Raw genomic sequence first — 16,565 nt, 5'->3', positions numbered from 1 at the left:
GGGCCGGGGGCGGTCCCGGTGGGGGTGAGGGGGTCAGATCGAGCGTTACCGTGCGGCGGACTGATCGTTGAGTGAGTCAAAAGCCAGCCTCACTCAGACAATCGGACCGCAACTCATCACGCATGCTCATCCCGGGGGCGGGGGGCCGCAGCTTCCCGGGAACGCCACCGCCGTTAACCACGGCACACATGCTTCGGGGGGAGCATTCTTATGCCGCCGACACCGACCGGCGCCCAGCAGTACGCCCATGACTCAGCCGTGCCCGTCATCCCGCAGCGGACGCCGCGCGCACCGCACAGCCCGCCACTGCAGAAGCCGCGCCCGGCACCGCCCGGATACGACTACGAGCACTACAGCCGGCTCGCCGGCCCGCTCACCCAACCGCCCGCCGACCGCCCGTACCGCGTCCGGTACCGCAGCCTGCTCGCCGACGAGCCGCACCGCATCCGTGCCGCGCTGCTGCTCGGCGCCGCACCCGTGCTCTCCGCGGTGCTGCTGGCCTGGCTGATGCAGCCCGCGCACTGGACCCACCGGAGTTACGCCCCGGGATGGATGCGGGCCTGCGACACGTTCATGCTGGTCTCGATCGGCCTGCTCGAATTCTTCCGGCTGGTCAATGTGACCTCGAACGCGCACGCCACCCTGGTCGCCCGCGACCCGATCCCGGTGGTCCCGCAGCAGGGCACCAGAGTCGCCTTCATCACCACCTTCGTCCCGGGCAAGGAGCCCATGGAGATGGTGCGCGCCACCCTCGAAGGCGCGGTCAGACTCAGGCACCGCGGTGTGCTGCACATCTGGCTGCTCGACGAGGGCGACGACCCCGCCGTCAAGGACCTTTGCGAACACCTCGGGGTGCGCCACTTCTCCCGCAAGGGCATACCCGAGTGGAACCAGCCCAAGGGCTCGTTCCGCGCCAAGACCAAGCACGGCAACTACAACGCATGGCTGGAGGCCTACGGCGAGGACTACGACTTCATGGCCTGCGTGGACACCGACCACATCCCGCTCCCGAACTTCCTGGAGCGGATGCTCGGCTACTTCCGCGACCCCGACATCGCCTTCGTCGTCGGCCCGCAGGTCTACGGCAACTACGACACCGCCGTCACCAAGGCCGCCGAGAGTCAGCAGTTCCTGTTCCACGCCCTCATCCAACGAGCCGGGAACGCCTACGGCGCCCCGATGTTCGTCGGCACCAACAACGCGGTCCGGATCAGCGCACTGAAGGGCATCGGCGGCCTCTACGACTCCATCACCGAGGACATGGCCACCGGCCTCGAACTCCACCGCCACCGCAACCCCGCCACCGGCCGCAAATGGCGCTCGGTCTACACCCCCGACGTCCTCGCCGTCGGCGAAGGCCCCAGCTCCTGGACCGACTTCTTCACCCAGCAGCTCCGCTGGAGCCGCGGCACCTACGAGACGCTGATCAAGCAGTTCTGGAAGGTGCCGTTCACGCTGTCGCCGGGCAAGCTGCTCAACTACACGCTGATGGTCGTCTACTACCCGATGACGGCGGTCAACTGGATCCTGGGCGGGCTGAGCTGCGCCCTGTTCCTCGGGTTCGGCGCCTCCGGCATCCAGATCAACTCCCAGGTGTGGATGATGCTCTACAGCGACGCCGCCGCCCTCCAGATCGGCCTCTACGTCTGGAACCGCCGCCACAACGTCAGCCCGCACGAACCCGAGGGCTCCTCCGGAGCGGCGGGCATGGTGATGTCGGCGCTCTCCGCGCCGATCTACGCCCGGTCCCTGCTGGACGCGGTGCTGCGGCGCAAGAGCAAGTTCGTGGTCACCCCCAAGGGTGACTCGGCCAGCCCCGACCGGCTGCTCTCCACCTTCCGCATCCACCTCTTCTGGATGCTGGTCTTCGGCGGCTCCCTCGCCGCCAGCTTCTTCAACAACCACACCCACGTCGCCATGCGCACCTGGGCCACGCTCGCGCTCGTCCTCACCGTCGCGCCGATAGCCGTATGGTCCCTGTCGCTGCGCCGGCAGAGGAGCTCGGCCTCATGAACCGCCGCTCATTCCGGCCCAGCCGCCGGTTACGGAAAATTGTCCTCGGCACCGCCGTGGTCGGCGTCGTCGGCGGGATGAACGCCCCGGTGATCTACGGCTACACCGCGGAGAAGTACCACGAGTACAAGATCAACCAACCGGTCTACAAGGCGAAGTACGGCCACTGGCAGTTCGTCAGTGTCCCCAAGAAGCTCCAGATCAACGCCATCCACGCGGCCCTGCTGCACACCGGCAAGGTCCTGCTGATCGCCGGATCCGGCAACGACGAGAAGAACTTCAAGGCCAAGACGTTCCAGAGCGTGCTGTGGGACCCGGTGAGGAACACCTTCAAGGAGATCGACACCCCGAAGGACATGTTCTGCTCCGGCCACGTCCAGCTGCCGAACGGCAATCTGCTGGTAGCCGGCGGCACCGCCCGCTACGAGAAGCTCAAGGGCGATGTCACCAGAGCCGGCGGCGAGATGATCATCAAGAACGAGAACCCTGACAAGCCCATGGCCTTCCCCCAGGGAACCATCTTCGTCAACAACGAGAACGGCAAGAAGTTCCACGCCGACTTCCCGATCAACATCAAACGCGCGACGAAGACCATCGACGCCAAGTCCGGCAAGGTCACGGTCACCGCGAGCTCCGCCCGGGTCTTCGTCGAGTCGGAGGTCAAGGGCGACAAGGGCATCGTCAACACCGCCGCCCAGTACGAGATCCAGGGCCTCCAGGGCAAGGACGCGGACAACCTCTACGGCCTCGCGACAAAGCTCGGCATGGACAAGAAGGACTTCCAGGGCCTCAAGAACGCCTACGAATTCGACCCGGTCGCCGAGCGCTACATCACCGTCGACCCGATGAACGAAGCCCGCTGGTACCCGACGCTGGTCACCCTCGCCGACGGCAAGGTGCTCTCCGTCTCCGGCCTCGACGACATCGGCCAGGTCGTCCCCGGCAAGAACGAGATCTTCGACCCGAAGACCAGGAAGTGGACGTACACCGTCCACCGCTACTTCCCCACCTACCCCGCCCTCTTCCTCACCAAGGGCGGCAAGATCTTCTACACCGGCGCCAACGCCGGCTACGGCCCCGCCAACGAGGGCCGCGTCCCCGGCATCTGGGACCTCAAGACCAACTCCTTCCAGCAGGTCCCCGGCCTCACCGACGCCAAGGACCTCGAAACCGCGAGCTCGGTGCTGCTGCCGCCCGCCCAGGACCAGAAGGTCATGGTCCTCGGCGGCGGCGGAGTCGGCGAGTCCCGCTCCTCGACCAAGCGCACTGCCGTGGTGGACCTCACCAAGGCCCACCCCTCCTACGTCCAGGGCCCCGACCTCCCCGAACCCACCCGCTACCTCAACAGCGTCCTCATGCCCGACGACACCGTCTTCACCACCGGCGGCTCCAAGGACTACCGGGGCCGCAGCGCCAGCGACATCCTCAAGGCCCAGATCTACAACCCCGCCACGAACTCCTTCGCGCGGGCGGCCGACCCGGCCGTCGGCCGCAACTACCACTCCGAGGCACTCCTCCTGCCCGACGGACGGGTCGCCGTCTTCGGCTCCAACCCGCTCTACGGCGACAAGGACAACACCCAGCCGGGCTTCTTCGAGAAACGCATCGAGGTCTACACCCCGCCGTACCTCTACCGCGCCTCCAAGCCGAAGCTCGGCAGCGGGCCGTCCACGGTCGCGCGCGGCGCCTCGGCCACGTACCGGACGGCTGACGCCTCGCACATCAGGACGGCCCGGCTCATGCGGCCGAGCGCTGTCACGCACGCCACGGATGTGGAACAGCGGTCCATCGCGCTCGACATCAAGCGCGGCAAGGGATCCATCACGGTGACGATCCCCGAGGACCCGTCGCTCGTCCCGTCGGGCTGGTACATGCTCCACGTCACGAATGAGGACGGCACGCCGTCGACGGGGGTGTGGGTGCAGGTCCCGTAGCGGGCTGACTCCGTCTGCGGTGAGAAACCGGCCCGCTGAGCCCGCGAACCAGGGGCTCGCGGGCCGGTTTCTCAGCTGGACGAGGCGTTGCGGGCCAGGCCCAGGGCGTACTCCGGCCACCATGTGCCGGCCTTCGGGCCGCCCTTGCAGGTGCCGTCGGAGTCGCCGGGGCGCTTGATCCAGAGATAGGCGTCGATAAGCGGATTGCTGGTCTTGGTGGTGGGAACATGGCCCAGGCCGCGGCCGGGCGGGTTGCACCAGGCCTCATCATGGGCGCCGGTGAGAGGGCCGCGGCCGTTGCGGCTGGTGTCTATGACGAAGTGCTTGCCGCCGAGAAGCTCGGAGAGCTTGATGCCGTAGGCGGCGCTGGCCCGGGTGGTCTGGAAGTTGGAGGTGTTGAGGGCGAAGCCGTCCGCCTGCCCGATACCGGCCCGATTGAGGGGAGCGACCATCTTGGCGGGATCCGTGACCCAGCCTGAATTGCCGGCGTCGAGATAGACCTCTGTGTGCGGCTGGGTCTTGAGCTTGCCGATCGCGTACGCCAAAAGGGCGTACCGCTCCTCGTGGAAGGTGTCCGGGGTACAGCCGTCGACCACATGGGTGAGCGCGTCCGGCTCCAGGACGACTGTGGCGGGGCGGTCTCCGATGCCGGCGACGACCTTGTCGAGCCAGTTGCGGTAGGTGTCGCCGTCGGAGGCGCCGCCCTTTGAGTACTGGCCGCAGTCGCGGTGCGGGATGTTGTAGAGGACGATGACCGCGGTGCGCCCGGCGGCGGTCGCGGCCTCGGTGAAGCCGCGGGTCTGGCCCTCGGGGTTGTCGGGGCCGATCCACTCGGCGACCGGCTGTTCGGCGATCCGCTCCAGCAACTTGGCGTCGGTGTCCCGCCCCTCCTTCTCCCACGTGCTCACCTGGCGGGCGGCACTGGTGTCCGGATTGACCCAGTACGGAGCGCCGATCGCGCCGGCTGTACGGGACCTCGCGGACGACCTGCCCGGTCCTGGTGAGGTGAAGCACCCCGTGAGCAACATGGACATGGCAGCCGCAGCGGACACCGAGTAGGCGGCCTTTCGCCGCAAGCCGGTGACGCTTCCGTGCATCCACTCCCCCTTGGATGGCGGGATAAGACCGGTCGTCGCCAATCCTGACATAACCCACCATCGGAACCTGGAATTACGGCCCGGATCCGGATACCTGGCCCGAATCATCGCTTTGAGTGGCGTATATGTGACTGTCGGTCAATCTCACCCTGGTCCGGGTGTGTTCACCTGTCCTAGGCTGAAGGAGCGGCGCCAGGAAGGACCACGCCCCGACGACGCAGGCGGTGTTCTGCGTCTCGGTCACCGACTACGGCTACGACCAGCCCGGCGAGCCGTCTTCCTCTTCCCGGTGCCGGACCACTCGGCTCCGCCGCGCCCTGGCCGGCTGCGGCCTGGCGGCGGACGGCATCCAGGTGCACCACGCCTTGGAAGGCGCCGTCCTGGTCCGCTTCCGCGCCGGGTTGCCCGTCGGCTGTCGCCAGCCGCAGCCTCCCCCGGCCGCGCCGGATCACTCCCGCAGTCCAGGCGGGTCATGGCGCCCTGCCGCCTCCTGAAGAGGCGATCCATCTCGCTTATAGCGAGTAAAGCGAAAGAATCATAAACACCAAGGAGCTTTTGAAGCTCTTGGATGCGAAAAAATACAATACGACGAGTCGGTCCGTGGGTCAGGAGTCCGGCACGACGGGGTGTGGTCAACCGTCCGGCCTAATCGATATGACGATTCATCCGATTGATCATATCGTCTGTGGGTGTCATCCGTATTAATCCGCTTGGAGAGGGTTATCTGCCGTCGGCCAAAGCCACAGCGATGAGCGCCCATGCGGACCACTGAAAGGAAGAGACAAAGATGTCAGCTCGCAGATTGCTCGCCAGTACGATCCTGGGGCTGGGAGCTCTGTTCACGGCCTCGACCGCCGTCCCAGCTGCTGCCGCGCAAGTGCCCCTGGAGTCCGTGGCCCCGGTCCGGGCCGCCGCGGCGCCCGTGCCGGTGACCACCCTCAAGTGTGATGGTGACACCTATAAGTGCACGGCCAATCTGCAGTTCGGCGACGGCAAGTGGATCGCCCAGTGGGATACCAGTGTCCTCCATCAGGCCGCCGCGTCAGTCCCGGCACGGGTCGCTGCCGCGCCTGTGCCGGTGACGGCTCTGAAGTGTGATGGTGACACCTATAAGTGCACGGCCAATCTGCAGTTCGGCGACGGCAAGTGGATCGCCCAGTGGAATGGCGTCAGTCCCGGCACGGGTCGCTGCCGCGCCTGTGCCGGTGACGGCTCTGAAGTGTGATGGTGACACCTATAAGTGCACGGCCAATCTGCAGTTCGGCGACGGCAAGTGGATCGCCCAGTGGAATGTCAGTGTCCTCCATCAGGCCGCCGCGTCAGTCCCGGCACGGGTCGCTGCCGCGCCTGTGCCGGTGACGGCTCTGAAGTGTGATGGTGACACCTATAAGTGCACGGCCAATCTGCAGTTCGGCGACGGCAAGTGGATCGCCCAGTGGAATGCCGCCGTGTCCCACCAGGCCTAGCCCTCCATGGCGGCAGACCCGGCGCGGCCGCGCCGGGTCTGCCGTTCGCGATCGCGGACGCCCCGGCGTGACGGGGGCGTTGCCGTCGGTGAAATTCCTGTGGCGGAGGTGCGCCAAGTCATGGCAGGGGCGGAGAGGGACTCCGTACCGTCGGAGGGTCCGTTCTCCCCCCCCACCTCGCGCTGGAGGAAAACCCTGTGCGCAAAAGAATGATCCCGGTCGTCGCGGGCGCCGCCGCCTTACTGTTGGCGATCCCGGCCTCGGCCGCCGACGCCGGACCGGGCGCGCCCGGCATCGGCGATCCGTACTACCCGACGTACGGAAACGGCGGCTATGACGTCTCCCACTACGACCTCCGGCTGAAGTACCAGCCGGCCACCGACGAACTGGAGGGCACCGCCACCCTCCTGGCCACCCCCACCCAGGGCCTGACCAGGTTCAACCTCGACTTCGCCCTCGACGTCAGCGAAGTGCGGGTCAACGGCCTGAAGGCCGCCTTCGCCTTCACCGGCGAACAGGAACTGGAGATCACCCCGGCCACCCCGCTCGCGAAGGGCAAGCAGGCCACCATCGTCGTCCGGTACTCCGGCATCCCCTCCCAGGTGCAGCGGTACGGCTTCACCTCCTGGCAGCGCACCCCCGACGGCGGTGTCGCCGCCAATGAGCCCGAAGCGGGTGGTGGTGGTTCCCCAGCAACGACCACCCGCTCGACAAGGCCACGTACGACGTCTCGGTGCTCGTCCCCGACGGCGACCAGGCGATCAGCAACGGAGTGCTCGTCTCGTCCAGTTCCCGGGCCGGCTGGACCCGCTACAACTGGCGGGAGAACAAGCCGCAGGCCACCTACCTCGCCACCCTCGCGGTCGGCAAGTTCGACGTCACGACGGGTACCAGCGAGGGCGGCGTCCCCATCGTCAACGCCTACAGCACCGACCTGGGCGACAACGACGGCGCCGCCCGCGCCAGCGTCGAGCGCACCGGTGAGATCGTGGACTGGCTGAGCGGCTACTTCGGGCCGTACCCCTTCAGTTCGGCCGGCGGCTACGTGCCCAATGTGCCGAGCAGCTTCTCGCTGGAGACCCAGACCAGGGTCTTCTACAGCCCCAAGGCGTTCCGGAACGGTTCCAACGTCTCCGTCGTCGTGCACGAGCTGGCCCACCAGTGGTGGGGCGACAGCGTCTCGCTGGAGCGCTGGAGCGACATCTGGCTCAACGAGGGTTTCGCGACCTACGCCCAATGGCTCTGGTCCGAGCACGAGGACGAGGGCACCGCCCAGGAAATCGCCGACTACACCTACGCCTCCCACCCGGCCGACGACCCCTTCTGGACGGTCAAGCCGGGCGACCCCGGTCCGGAGAACCAGTTCGACACCGCCGTCTACAACCGTGGCGCCCTCGCCATCCAGGCCCTGCGGGGCGCCGTCGGCGACGACGCGTTCTTCCGGATCCTCAAGGCCTGGCCGACCGAGCGCCAGTACGGCAACGGGACCATCGCCGACTTCCGCACGCTCGCCGAGCGGATCTCCGGCAAGGACCTGGGCGGCCTCTTCGAGACATGGCTCTACACGGCGTCCAGGCCGAGCACGAACAGCGCCGGGGCGGCGCTGGGGGCGAAGGCGGTCTCCGAACGGGCGGACGCGGCCGCGCGGCCCAAGTCCTGGACCCAGATCCAGCAGACGCTGGAAGGGCTACATGCCGGGTAGGCGGATCCGGCTGCGGTCCGTTCGACACCGCCGGGCCGCGCCGTTGTGGTTGCTCGCCGTCGCGGCGGGATGAAGGGGCCGCACCGTGACTTCTGGACCGTTAGCAGCGCGTCCAAGACCGTTCGGGACGCGCCGGTGAGCCAGGATACCCTCCTGCCCACTGCCCAGGAACGGTTACTGAAGGCATGTCCGAGTCCATCTCCCGTCGGTCCACCCTCCGTCTCGCCGGTGGAGCCGCCGTGGTCGCAGCAGCGGCCACCGGCGGCCTCACCGCCGCCGTCCCCGCTGCCGCCGCAAGACGCGTCGAGACCCTGCTCACCCGACTCACCCTCGACGAGAAGATCACCTTCCTGCACGGCGCCACCGACCCCGCCACCCTTGGCGAGGCCGGCTGCATTCCCGGCGTCCCCCGCCTCGGCATCCCCCCGCTGCGGCTCTCCGACGGCCCGGCCGGGGTCCGGGTCACCGCGCACGCCACCGCGCTGCCCGCACCCGTGGTGCTCGCCTCGACCTTCGACCCGGAGCTGGCCCGCGAATACGGCCGGGTCATCGGCCGGGAGGGCCGGGCACTGGGCCAGGACGTGCTGCTGTCGCCGATGGTCAACCTGATCCGCACCCCGTACGCGGGCCGCAACTTCGAGACGTTCAGCGAGGACCCGCTGCTGGCGAGCGACCTGGTCGCCGCCGAGGTGCACGGCATCCAGAGCGAGGGCCTGATCGCCACCGTCAAACACTTCGCTCTCAACAACCAGGAGTACGAGCGCCAGACGATCAATGTCGTCATCGACGAACAGACCATGCACGAGACCGAGCTGCGGGGCTTCGAATCCGCGGTCGGGGCCGGCGCGGGCGCTGTCATGGCCGCCTACAACAAGGTCAACGGCAACTTCTCCACCGAGAACCGCTATCTCCTCACTGAAGTCCTGCGTGGGCAATGGGATTTCGGCGGCTGGGTGATGTCCGACTGGTCCGCCGCCCACTCCACCGCCGCCGCGATTACCGCGGGCCTCGACATGGAGATGCCCGACAGCATCAACTTCGGTGACGCGCTGAAGGCGGCCGTCACCGCGGGCATCGTCCGAGAGGCGCTCGTCGACCGCTCGGTGCGCCGCATCCTGTCGGTGATGGACCGCTTCGGGCTGCTCGGCGGCGCACTTCCGGCGCGCCCGGTGCGGGACGCCGCCGCCGGGGCCCGTACGGCGCTGAAGATCGCGGTCCAGGGGGCGGTGCTGCTGCGCAACGAGCACGGGGCGCTGCCGCTGGCGGGCGAGGCCGCCCGCAGCGTCGCCGTCATCGGCCCGACCGGAGAGGTGCCGTTCGTCAGCGGCGGCGGCAGCGCCCATGTCGTACCCGATGAGGCGCTCACCCCGCTGGCCGCGATCCGCACCCGCGCCGGGTGCGGCGCGAGGGTCTCCTACACGCTCGGCGAGGACCTCCGCGGCCGGGTCTTCCTGGAACAGACCCTCGCGGCGGGCGCCCCGTACCGCCATGACGAGGACATCAGCCTCGACGCGCCCGACGAGTGGACCTTCCTGATCCACTACACCGGCGCCCACGCCGACCGCCCCAAGGTCCTCCTCGACGGCGCCGAACTCTTCCCGCTCGCCGCGGGCTACGGGGAGTACTTCAGCGGCGGCGTGGTCTCCACCACCCCGGAAGGGCTGAGCGTCCGTCGCAAGAGCGTGGAGCTCTCGGCCGGCCGGCACACTCTGCACATCACCGCCGACGGCGCCGCCGTCGGCAGGACCTTCAAGCTCGCCAGGACGACGAGCGCCTCCCGTGCCGAGGACGTGGCGGCGGCCGTCGCCGCGGCGAGGGAGGCCCGTACGGCCGTCGTCTTCGCCTACGAGGACGCCACCGAGGGCCAGGACCGCACCACGATCGCCCTGCCGGGCCACCAGGACGCCCTGATCGCGGCTGTGAGCGCCGCCAACGCCCGTACGGTGGTCGTTCTCAACACCTCCTCGTCCAGCGCCATGCCGTGGCTGTCGCGGACCGCCGCCGTCCTGCAGATGTACTACCCGGGCCAGGAGGGCGGCTCCGCCACCGCCGCCCTGCTCTTCGGCGACGCCAACCCCGGCGGCCGGCTCACCCAGACCTTCCCCGTGAGCGACGACCGGACCCTGGTCTCCGGCGACCCGCACCGCTACCCCGGTGTCGACGGCGAGGAGTGCTACAGCGAGGGGATCCATGTCGGCTACCGCTGGTACGACGCGGAGGGCGTCACGCCGCTCTTCCCCTTCGGCCACGGCCTGACCTACACGAGCTTCGCCTACTCGGGCCTGTGCGTCTCCCCGGACGGCCACGGCCTGGGCGTCCGCTTCACCGTCCGCAACACCGGCCGCCGCACCGGCCATGACGTCCCCCAGCTCTATGTCGGCCCCTCGCCGGACCTCGCCCTGCCCCAGGCGAAGGCGGCCCTGGCCGGCTACCGGCGTCTGAAGCTGCGCCCCGGCGAGGCCCGGGAGATCACCCTCCGTATCCCGGCCCGGGTGCTCTCCTCCTGGGACCCGGCCCGCCACCGCTGGGTGCTCGGCACCGGCCGCCGCACTGTGTACCTGGGCGCCTCCGCGGCTGATCTGCGGCTGACGGATGCCGCCGTGGTCGGCTGAAGTCCGGTACGACGTCCGGACTACGACGAAGGCCCCCGCCTGAGGCGGGGGCCTTCATCATGTCTGTGCGCCGCCAGGGACTCGAACCCCGGACCCGCTGATTAAGAGTCAGCTGCTCTAACCAACTGAGCTAGCGGCGCCTGCTGACGCAACAATCATACGTGGCCGGCCCGGGCGCTGATGACCACCCCCGGGATCCGGGCGGTCCCCCGGTGCCCCTGGACGGTCCTCGGCTGCCTCGGTTGGCGCAAAATCGCTGGGGCAGGCCCGCCACCGATCTGTATGAGGGCATGCTGAAGGGCCCGGCAAGAGGGGGGAGGATGCCGGGCCCGTCAGCGTGGGGGGAGAGGAAAGGTTTTTGGGGTATCTACCAGACCACGTCGCTAGGTGTGCTCCAGACCACATCGCCGGGCGTGGTGGCCGCGGCGGCGGTGGAGGCGCCGATGAGTCCCACCGAGACAGTGGCGACGATGCTCACCAGGACACGGAGGGCGGTACGACGTATGGCAGTCATGGGTTGACCTGTTCCAGGGGTGTGAGAGCGGGTCGGGGCGCCGTTCGGCTGAGGAACCGTACGGCTGATTGAATTCTGTCGGACGACAAGTCACAGGTCAGCCGTTTCAGCCTTCCGGAAACGGACATGGCCCTATACGGACAGACTGGACGGGATGGGGCCCTAGGGGTCCATCTGCCTGTGTTGCCCCTTAACCTGATCGAGGTCGGGGGCCGCGTTGAGAGGTACTGGGGGTGCAGTTCGTGAGCGATGGAGTCGTGCGCGCTCGGGCGCGGGAACTGTATGCGTTGGCCCTGGTCGACGCCGATTGGGTGCCGGACGAGGTGTGTGCCCGACTGGGCTGGACCTCCGGGGAGCTGGCGGGGGCACTCGATGTGCTGGCCGGCCTCGGCCTCGCCGAGCGGTTCGCCACCGCCGCGAGCGGCTGGTCGGTGCACTCTCCGGCGACCGCCATGGCCCAACTGATGGAGAACAGCCAACAGCACACCCAGGACCTGCTGGCCACGGTCTCGCGTGCACACACCGCCCTCGTCCAGGTAGCCAGCGAATTCCAGCCGGTCCATATCCGGCAGCTCGCCGAGGCGCGGATCGAGGTCGCGGTCCAGCCCGCCCAGGTGTCGGCGATCCTGGACGAGGCGGCCTTCACCTCGACGTCGGAGCTGTTGTCGATGCACCCCGGCCGCCTGCCGGCCGCACGGCTCTCCGGCGGCGACGAGCGCAACAGGATGATCCTGCGGCGCGGTGCGAAGATGCGCTCGATCCATCTGACTTCGGCCGCGGCCATCCCGTATGTCCGTGCTCATCTCAAGGAACTGGTCAATGAGGGAGCGGAGGTGCGGACCGCCACCTCGCTCCCCATGCGACTGATCATCGTGGACCGGACCTTGGCCATCGTCCCGACCTTCGACCCGGACTCGGAGACCGACGACGTCACCACCGATGCCAGCCCGCCGGCGATGGTGCTGCGCAGCCCCGCGATGGTGGGCGTGCTGCGCCAGGTCTTCGAGCACATCTGGGCCTCCTCGTCCGACCTGTTCGCGGAGGACGGCGGCGGCATCCCCGCCTCCGGCGGTCCCCGGGTCCGCGAGATCATCCGGCTGCTGGCCTCCGGCCTCACGGATGAGGCGATCGGCCGCAAGCTCGGCCTCTCGGACCGCACCGTCCGCCGTACCGTCGCGGAGCTGATGCAGCAGATCGGGGCGGAGAGCCGCTTCCAGGCGGGAGTGAAGATGGTCCGGCTGGGCTGGCTGAACGACGAAGAGCCGCTGGTCGCGAGCACCCCCGGCGACCACGTATGATTACTGCGTCAGCAGGCGCCGCTAGCTCAGTTGGTTAGAGCAGCTGACTCTTAATCAGCGGGTCCGGGGTTCGAGTCCCTGGCGGCGCACAGACATGATGAAGGCCCCCGCCTCAGGCGGGGCCTTCATCGTAGGCATCTGTCCCGGTAAGCGCTGCGGCCGTGAGTACCGTGTCCGAAGCACCGGCACCCGTCAGAACGCGTGGGCCAGGAAGACCGGCGCGGCCCGCTCGTTGAGCGCGTCGGCGGCCGGGCGGAGCCGGTGGGCCTGGGCGATCGGCAGGGAGAGGGCGAGACAGCCGACGGTGTTGCCGATCGTGATCGGAATGGCGGCGCAGACGGTGCCGACCGCGTATTCCTGGAGGTCGAGGACCGGGGCGGAGGGCGGCTGGGTCTCCAGCCTGGTCAGCAGTACCTTCTCGCTGATGATGGTGTGCGAGGTGAAGCGCGCGACCTTGTGACGGGACAGGTGCTCCCGGCGGGCCTCGTGGTCGAGCTGGCTGAGCAGGCACTTGCCGATCGCGCTGGCATGGGCGGAGCGCTGGAACTCGATCCACTCATTGACGCGTGGCGCGTTCGGCCCGTCGGCGATGTCCACGACCCGCAGCTCGCCGTCGGAGTAGCGGCTGAAGTAGACCGCGGCACCGACCTCGTCGCGAAGTGTGGCCAGCACCGCTTTGATCTTGTCGCCGAGTGCCTTGTCACGGGTGGCGCTGCCGAGCAGCACCAGTTGCTCGCCCACGGCGTACCCGCCGCCGGGCAGTGCGCTCAGGTAGTGCTCACGCCTGAGCATGGCGAGGAGGTGGGTCAGATAGCCGATCGGGACGCCAATTTCCCGAGCCAGCTGCTCGGCGCCCACACCTTGCGTATGTTTGTTGACGGTCTCCAGTACGCGCAGGGCGTACTGGACCGCGTAGACCGGCGCGATTTGTCGGTGCTCAAGCGCCACGGTAGCCCCCTACAGGTGTGACCGTTTGCGTCCTTGCTGTCGCTGGTGGTTACCGCTGCCGGGCGCGGCTACCCGGGTCCGGCAGCTGGACCGGAATCCACGATAGCCCTAAATAGCTATCGCGGGGGGCCAGTTGGCGAGTTATCTGGAGCCCCTTGGGCGTATATGCAGGAACGCACTACAGTGGCATATGCCTAAGGCATGCACCCGCGAATTTCGGTGACGCATCCGCCGTGCGAGCCTGGAAGGGCACGGTGTGTCCCGGATGTCCCGCCAGGAGCCAGGGAGCTGCCATGACCGGCCACCACGAACGCCTCGCCGTCGAGCGGGTGCCGAAGGGACTGCTCATCGGCGGCAAGTGGCGCGCCGCCGTGGACGGCGGAGAGTACGAGGTCGAGGACCCCTCGACCGCACAGCCGCTGTGCGCCGTCGCCGACGCGGGGGCCGATGACGCGCTCGCCGCGCTGGACACCGCCGCCGCCGCGCAGCCCTGCTGGGCCGCCACCGCCCCGCGTGAACGCGGCGAGATTCTGCGGGCGGCATTCGAGCTGCTACGCGAACGGCAGGACGAACTCGCCGTTCTCATGACCCTCGAAATGGGCAAGCCGGTCGCCGAATCCCGCGGCGAGATCCGCTACGCGGCGGAATTCTTCCGCTGGTTCGCGGAGGAGGCCGTCCGGATCGACGGCGGCTGGCAGACCGCACCCGACGGCGACGGGCGGATCTGGGTCATGCGGCAGCCGGTGGGACCCGCGCTCCTCATCACCCCCTGGAACTTCCCGATGGCCATGGGCACCCGCAAGATCGGCCCCGCCGTCGCCGCCGGCTGCACGATGATCGTCAAGCCCGCCCACCAGACCCCGCTCTCCATGCTCGCCCTCGCCGAGATCCTCGGCCAGGCCGGGCTCCCCGACGGCGTACTCAACGTCCTGACCACGACCCGCCCCGGGGAGGTCTGCGAGCCGCTGCTGCGCGACGGGAGGCTGCGCAAGCTCTCCTTCACCGGCTCCACGGCCGTCGGGCGGCGGCTCATCGAACAGAGCGCCGCCAATGTCCTGCGGACCTCCATGGAACTCGGCGGCAACGCCCCGCTGATCGTCTGCGAGGACGCGGACCTCGGGAAGGCCGTCGACGGCACCGTCATCGCCAAGCTGCGGAACAACGGCGAAGCCTGCACCGCCGCCAACCGCATCTACGTCCACGCCTCGCTCGCCGAGCCCTTCACCTCCCGGCTCGCCGACCGGCTGGGCTCCATGATCGTGGGCCGTGGCACCGATGAGGGCGTCCAGGTCGGCCCGCTCATCGACGCCGCCGGGCGCGACAAGGTCGACTCCCTGGTCCGGGACGCGGTGCGCGCCGGTGCGCGGGTGCTGGTGGGAGGTGAGCCGATGGCCGGGCGGCCCGGGTACTTCTACCCCCCGACGGTGCTGGCGGACGTCCCCGCCGGCGCGCGCGTCCTCCGCGAGGAGATCTTCGGGCCGGTCGCCCCTGTCGTCACCTTCGAGAACGACGACCAGGCGATCCGGCTCGCCAACGACACCGTTTACGGGCTCGTCTCCTACGTCTTCACGGAGAGCCTGCGGCGCGGCGTCCGGTACGCGGAGGCGCTGGAGACCGGCATGGTCGGGCTGAACAAAGGAGTTGTCTCCACGCCCGCCGCGCCCTTCGGGGGCGTAAAGCAGTCCGGCCTGGGCCGGGAGGGCGGCCGGATCGGCATCGACGAGTACCTCGAGACGAAGTACGTGGCAGTCGACGTGTGAAGGGAATAAGCGGAGAAGGACTCCGGTTGCCCTGGTTGACGACCCTGGCAACCGAGGAGGAACCCCCAGTGGGAGACGCAACCGTACCGGTCCCCTTGTCCGTACTGGACCTGGCGACCGTCGGCAGCGGAACGACCGCCGGCGCCGCGCTGCGGACCAGCGTGGAGCTGGCACGGCTGGCGGAAGCCCGCGGGTTCCACCGCTTCTGGGTGGCGGAGCACCACTCGATGCCCGGGGTGGCGAGCTCGTCGCCCGCGGTGATCCTGGCCCACCTCGCGGCGTACACCGAGCGGATCCGGCTCGGATCGGGCGGCGTCATGCTGCCCAACCACGCACCCCTCGCCATCGCGGAGCAGTTCGGCACACTGGAGGCCCTCGCCCCGGGCCGGGTCGACCTGGGCCTCGGCCGGGCCCCCGGTACGGACGGTGCGACGGCCGCCGCGCTCCGCCGCAGCGACCGGCTCCGCGAGACCGCCGACGACTTCCCCCAGCAGCTCGCGGAGCTGACCCGTTTCCTCGACGACGATTTCCCGGACGGCCACCCGTACGCCCGTATCCACGCGGTACCGGGCCCTGTCCAGGGCAGTGTGCCCGGCGGCGTGCAGTCCGCGGACCGCCCCGCCGTCTGGCTGCTGGGCTCCAGCGGCTTCAGCGCGCGCCTGGCGGGCGAGCTCGGCCTGCCGTTCGCCTTCGCGCACCATTTCTCGGCCGTGAACACCGTCCCGGCGCTCGACCTCTACCGCGAGTCCTTCCGCCCTTCCGCCGTGCTCGCCGAGCCGTACGCCCTCATCGGCGTATCCGCTTTCGCGGCCGACGAGGAGAAGGACGCCTACCGCCAGGTGCTCACCGGCGCCCTCGGCATGCTCCGCCTCCGTACCGGCCGACCGGGACTCACTCCCTCGCCCGAGGAAGCCGCCGCCTACGACTTCAGCCCCGTCGAGCGCGACTTCGTCGACTCCTGGCTGGCCAACGTCGCGTACGGCACGCCTGACGCCGTACGCGCTCACCTCGACGGGCTCCTCAAGCGCACCGGCGCCGACGAACTCATGCTTACCGCCAACGCCCACACGCCTGCGGCGCGCCTGCGGTCCTACGAGCTCATCGCCGACGTCTACGGCCTGCCGGCCCGGGCCTGACGGGGCCGCCCTGCGGCCGCTTTCTCCCCTGACCCTTCCCCAGCCGAGGGCTGGGGAAGGGTCAGGGGAGGGTGGGCACAACGCC

At 69.0% G+C, this 16,565-nt stretch carries 12 protein-coding genes, 2 tRNA genes and 1 pseudogene; 11 read left to right on the top strand and 4 right to left on the bottom strand.

All coding sequences use genetic code 11. From position 1 onward, the window contains the following. Positions 1-210: 210 nt before the first annotated feature. Together FCI23_RS01665 and glxA are read left to right on the top strand one after the other, a co-directional pair. Positions 211-2,013, top strand: coding sequence for a glycosyltransferase family 2 protein (locus tag FCI23_RS01665; RefSeq protein ID WP_136721586.1), 1,803 nt, complete (start codon positions 211-213; stop codon positions 2,011-2,013). After that, on the top strand, positions 2,010-3,947 hold the full coding sequence (gene glxA, locus FCI23_RS01660) for a radical copper oxidase GlxA (RefSeq protein WP_136721585.1): 1,938 nt from the start codon (positions 2,010-2,012) through the stop codon (positions 3,945-3,947). Before FCI23_RS01665 ends, glxA begins: the two co-directional genes overlap by 4 nt. 71 nt (positions 3,948-4,018) lie before the next feature. Here the strand turns inward: glxA and FCI23_RS01655 are convergent, their stop codons facing one another. Continuing rightward, positions 4,019-5,044, bottom strand: coding sequence for a glycoside hydrolase family 6 protein (locus FCI23_RS01655; protein WP_136721584.1), 1,026 nt, complete (start codon positions 5,042-5,044; stop codon positions 4,019-4,021). 224 nt (positions 5,045-5,268) lie between these two features. On the opposite strand from FCI23_RS01655, the gene FCI23_RS01650 reads away from it, so the two are divergent. From FCI23_RS01650 to FCI23_RS01630, 5 genes and pseudogenes are all read left to right on the top strand, one after another. After that, positions 5,269-5,538: a hypothetical protein gene (locus tag FCI23_RS01650; protein WP_136721583.1), complete on the top strand. Its 270-nt coding sequence runs from the start codon at positions 5,269-5,271 to the stop codon at positions 5,536-5,538. 293 nt (positions 5,539-5,831) lie between these two features. Continuing rightward, entirely contained in the window at positions 5,832-6,269 is a 438-nt protein-coding gene (locus tag FCI23_RS01645) for a hypothetical protein (protein WP_136721582.1), read from the top strand. Then, positions 6,250-6,510 (top strand): hypothetical protein, encoded by a 261-nt coding sequence (locus tag FCI23_RS01640; protein ID WP_136721581.1) that lies wholly within the window; start codon positions 6,250-6,252, stop codon positions 6,508-6,510. The genes FCI23_RS01645 and FCI23_RS01640 overlap by 20 nt, the downstream gene beginning before the upstream one ends. A 209-nt stretch (positions 6,511-6,719) precedes the next feature. After that, positions 6,720-8,212: pseudogene (locus FCI23_RS01635) on the top strand (M1 family metallopeptidase). Between the two features lie 185 nt (positions 8,213-8,397). After that, the gene (locus FCI23_RS01630) at positions 8,398-10,824 is read left to right on the top strand and encodes a beta-glucosidase family protein (protein ID WP_136721580.1); all 2,427 of its coding nucleotides are present in this window, start codon (positions 8,398-8,400) and stop codon (positions 10,822-10,824) included. A 66-nt stretch (positions 10,825-10,890) separates the two neighbouring features. On the opposite strand, the gene FCI23_RS01625 is transcribed toward FCI23_RS01630, so the two are convergent. After that, positions 10,891-10,964: transfer RNA gene (locus FCI23_RS01625), tRNA-Lys, on the bottom strand. Positions 10,965-11,191: 227 nt separating this feature from the next. Continuing rightward, on the bottom strand, positions 11,192-11,338 hold the full coding sequence (locus FCI23_RS56095) for a hypothetical protein (protein ID WP_169316656.1): 147 nt from the start codon (positions 11,336-11,338) through the stop codon (positions 11,192-11,194). Between the two features lie 242 nt (positions 11,339-11,580). Here FCI23_RS56095 and FCI23_RS01620 point away from each other — a divergent pair, with 242 nt between their 5' ends. Together FCI23_RS01620 and FCI23_RS01615 are read left to right on the top strand one after the other, a co-directional pair. After that, a complete protein-coding gene (locus FCI23_RS01620; RefSeq protein ID WP_136721579.1) occupies positions 11,581-12,636 on the top strand; it encodes a helix-turn-helix domain-containing protein in 1,056 nt (351 codons plus the stop codon). 15 nt (positions 12,637-12,651) lie between these two features. Beyond that, positions 12,652-12,725 (top strand) — tRNA-Lys (locus FCI23_RS01615). A 103-nt stretch (positions 12,726-12,828) separates the two neighbouring features. On the opposite strand, the gene FCI23_RS01610 is transcribed toward FCI23_RS01615, so the two are convergent. Beyond that, the gene (locus FCI23_RS01610) at positions 12,829-13,584 is read right to left on the bottom strand and encodes an IclR family transcriptional regulator (protein ID WP_136721578.1); all 756 of its coding nucleotides are present in this window, start codon (positions 13,582-13,584) and stop codon (positions 12,829-12,831) included. Between the two features lie 293 nt (positions 13,585-13,877). Here FCI23_RS01610 and FCI23_RS01605 point away from each other — a divergent pair, with 293 nt between their 5' ends. Together FCI23_RS01605 and FCI23_RS01600 are read left to right on the top strand one after the other, a co-directional pair. Further along, complete coding sequence (locus tag FCI23_RS01605; protein WP_136721577.1) at positions 13,878-15,344, top strand: NAD-dependent succinate-semialdehyde dehydrogenase; 1,467 nt, start codon at positions 13,878-13,880, stop codon at positions 15,342-15,344. Positions 15,345-15,370: 26 nt separating this feature from the next. Next, entirely contained in the window at positions 15,371-16,480 is a 1,110-nt protein-coding gene (locus FCI23_RS01600; RefSeq protein WP_136721576.1) for an LLM class flavin-dependent oxidoreductase, read from the top strand. Positions 16,481-16,565 lie beyond the last annotated feature (85 nt).

Source organism: Actinacidiphila oryziradicis (genome assembly GCF_005047355.1).
Lineage (GTDB): Bacteria > Actinomycetota > Actinomycetes > Streptomycetales > Streptomycetaceae > Actinacidiphila > Actinacidiphila oryziradicis.
Note: the sequence above shows the minus strand (reverse complement) of the source record. Positions and strands in the feature narration are given on the sequence as shown.

Coding starts and splice junctions, on each gene's coding strand:
- FCI23_RS01665 (WP_136721586.1), top strand. CDS start 211: ATGCCGCCGACACCGACCGGCGCCCAGCAGTACGCCCATGACTCAGCC.
- glxA (WP_136721585.1), top strand. CDS start 2,010: ATGAACCGCCGCTCATTCCGGCCCAGCCGCCGGTTACGGAAAATTGTC.
- FCI23_RS01655 (WP_136721584.1), bottom strand. CDS start 5,044: ATGCACGGAAGCGTCACCGGCTTGCGGCGAAAGGCCGCCTACTCGGTG.
- FCI23_RS01645 (WP_136721582.1), top strand. CDS start 5,832: ATGTCAGCTCGCAGATTGCTCGCCAGTACGATCCTGGGGCTGGGAGCT.
- FCI23_RS01630 (WP_136721580.1), top strand. CDS start 8,398: ATGTCCGAGTCCATCTCCCGTCGGTCCACCCTCCGTCTCGCCGGTGGA.
- FCI23_RS56095 (WP_169316656.1), bottom strand. CDS start 11,338: ATGACTGCCATACGTCGTACCGCCCTCCGTGTCCTGGTGAGCATCGTC.
- FCI23_RS01605 (WP_136721577.1), top strand. CDS start 13,878: ATGACCGGCCACCACGAACGCCTCGCCGTCGAGCGGGTGCCGAAGGGA.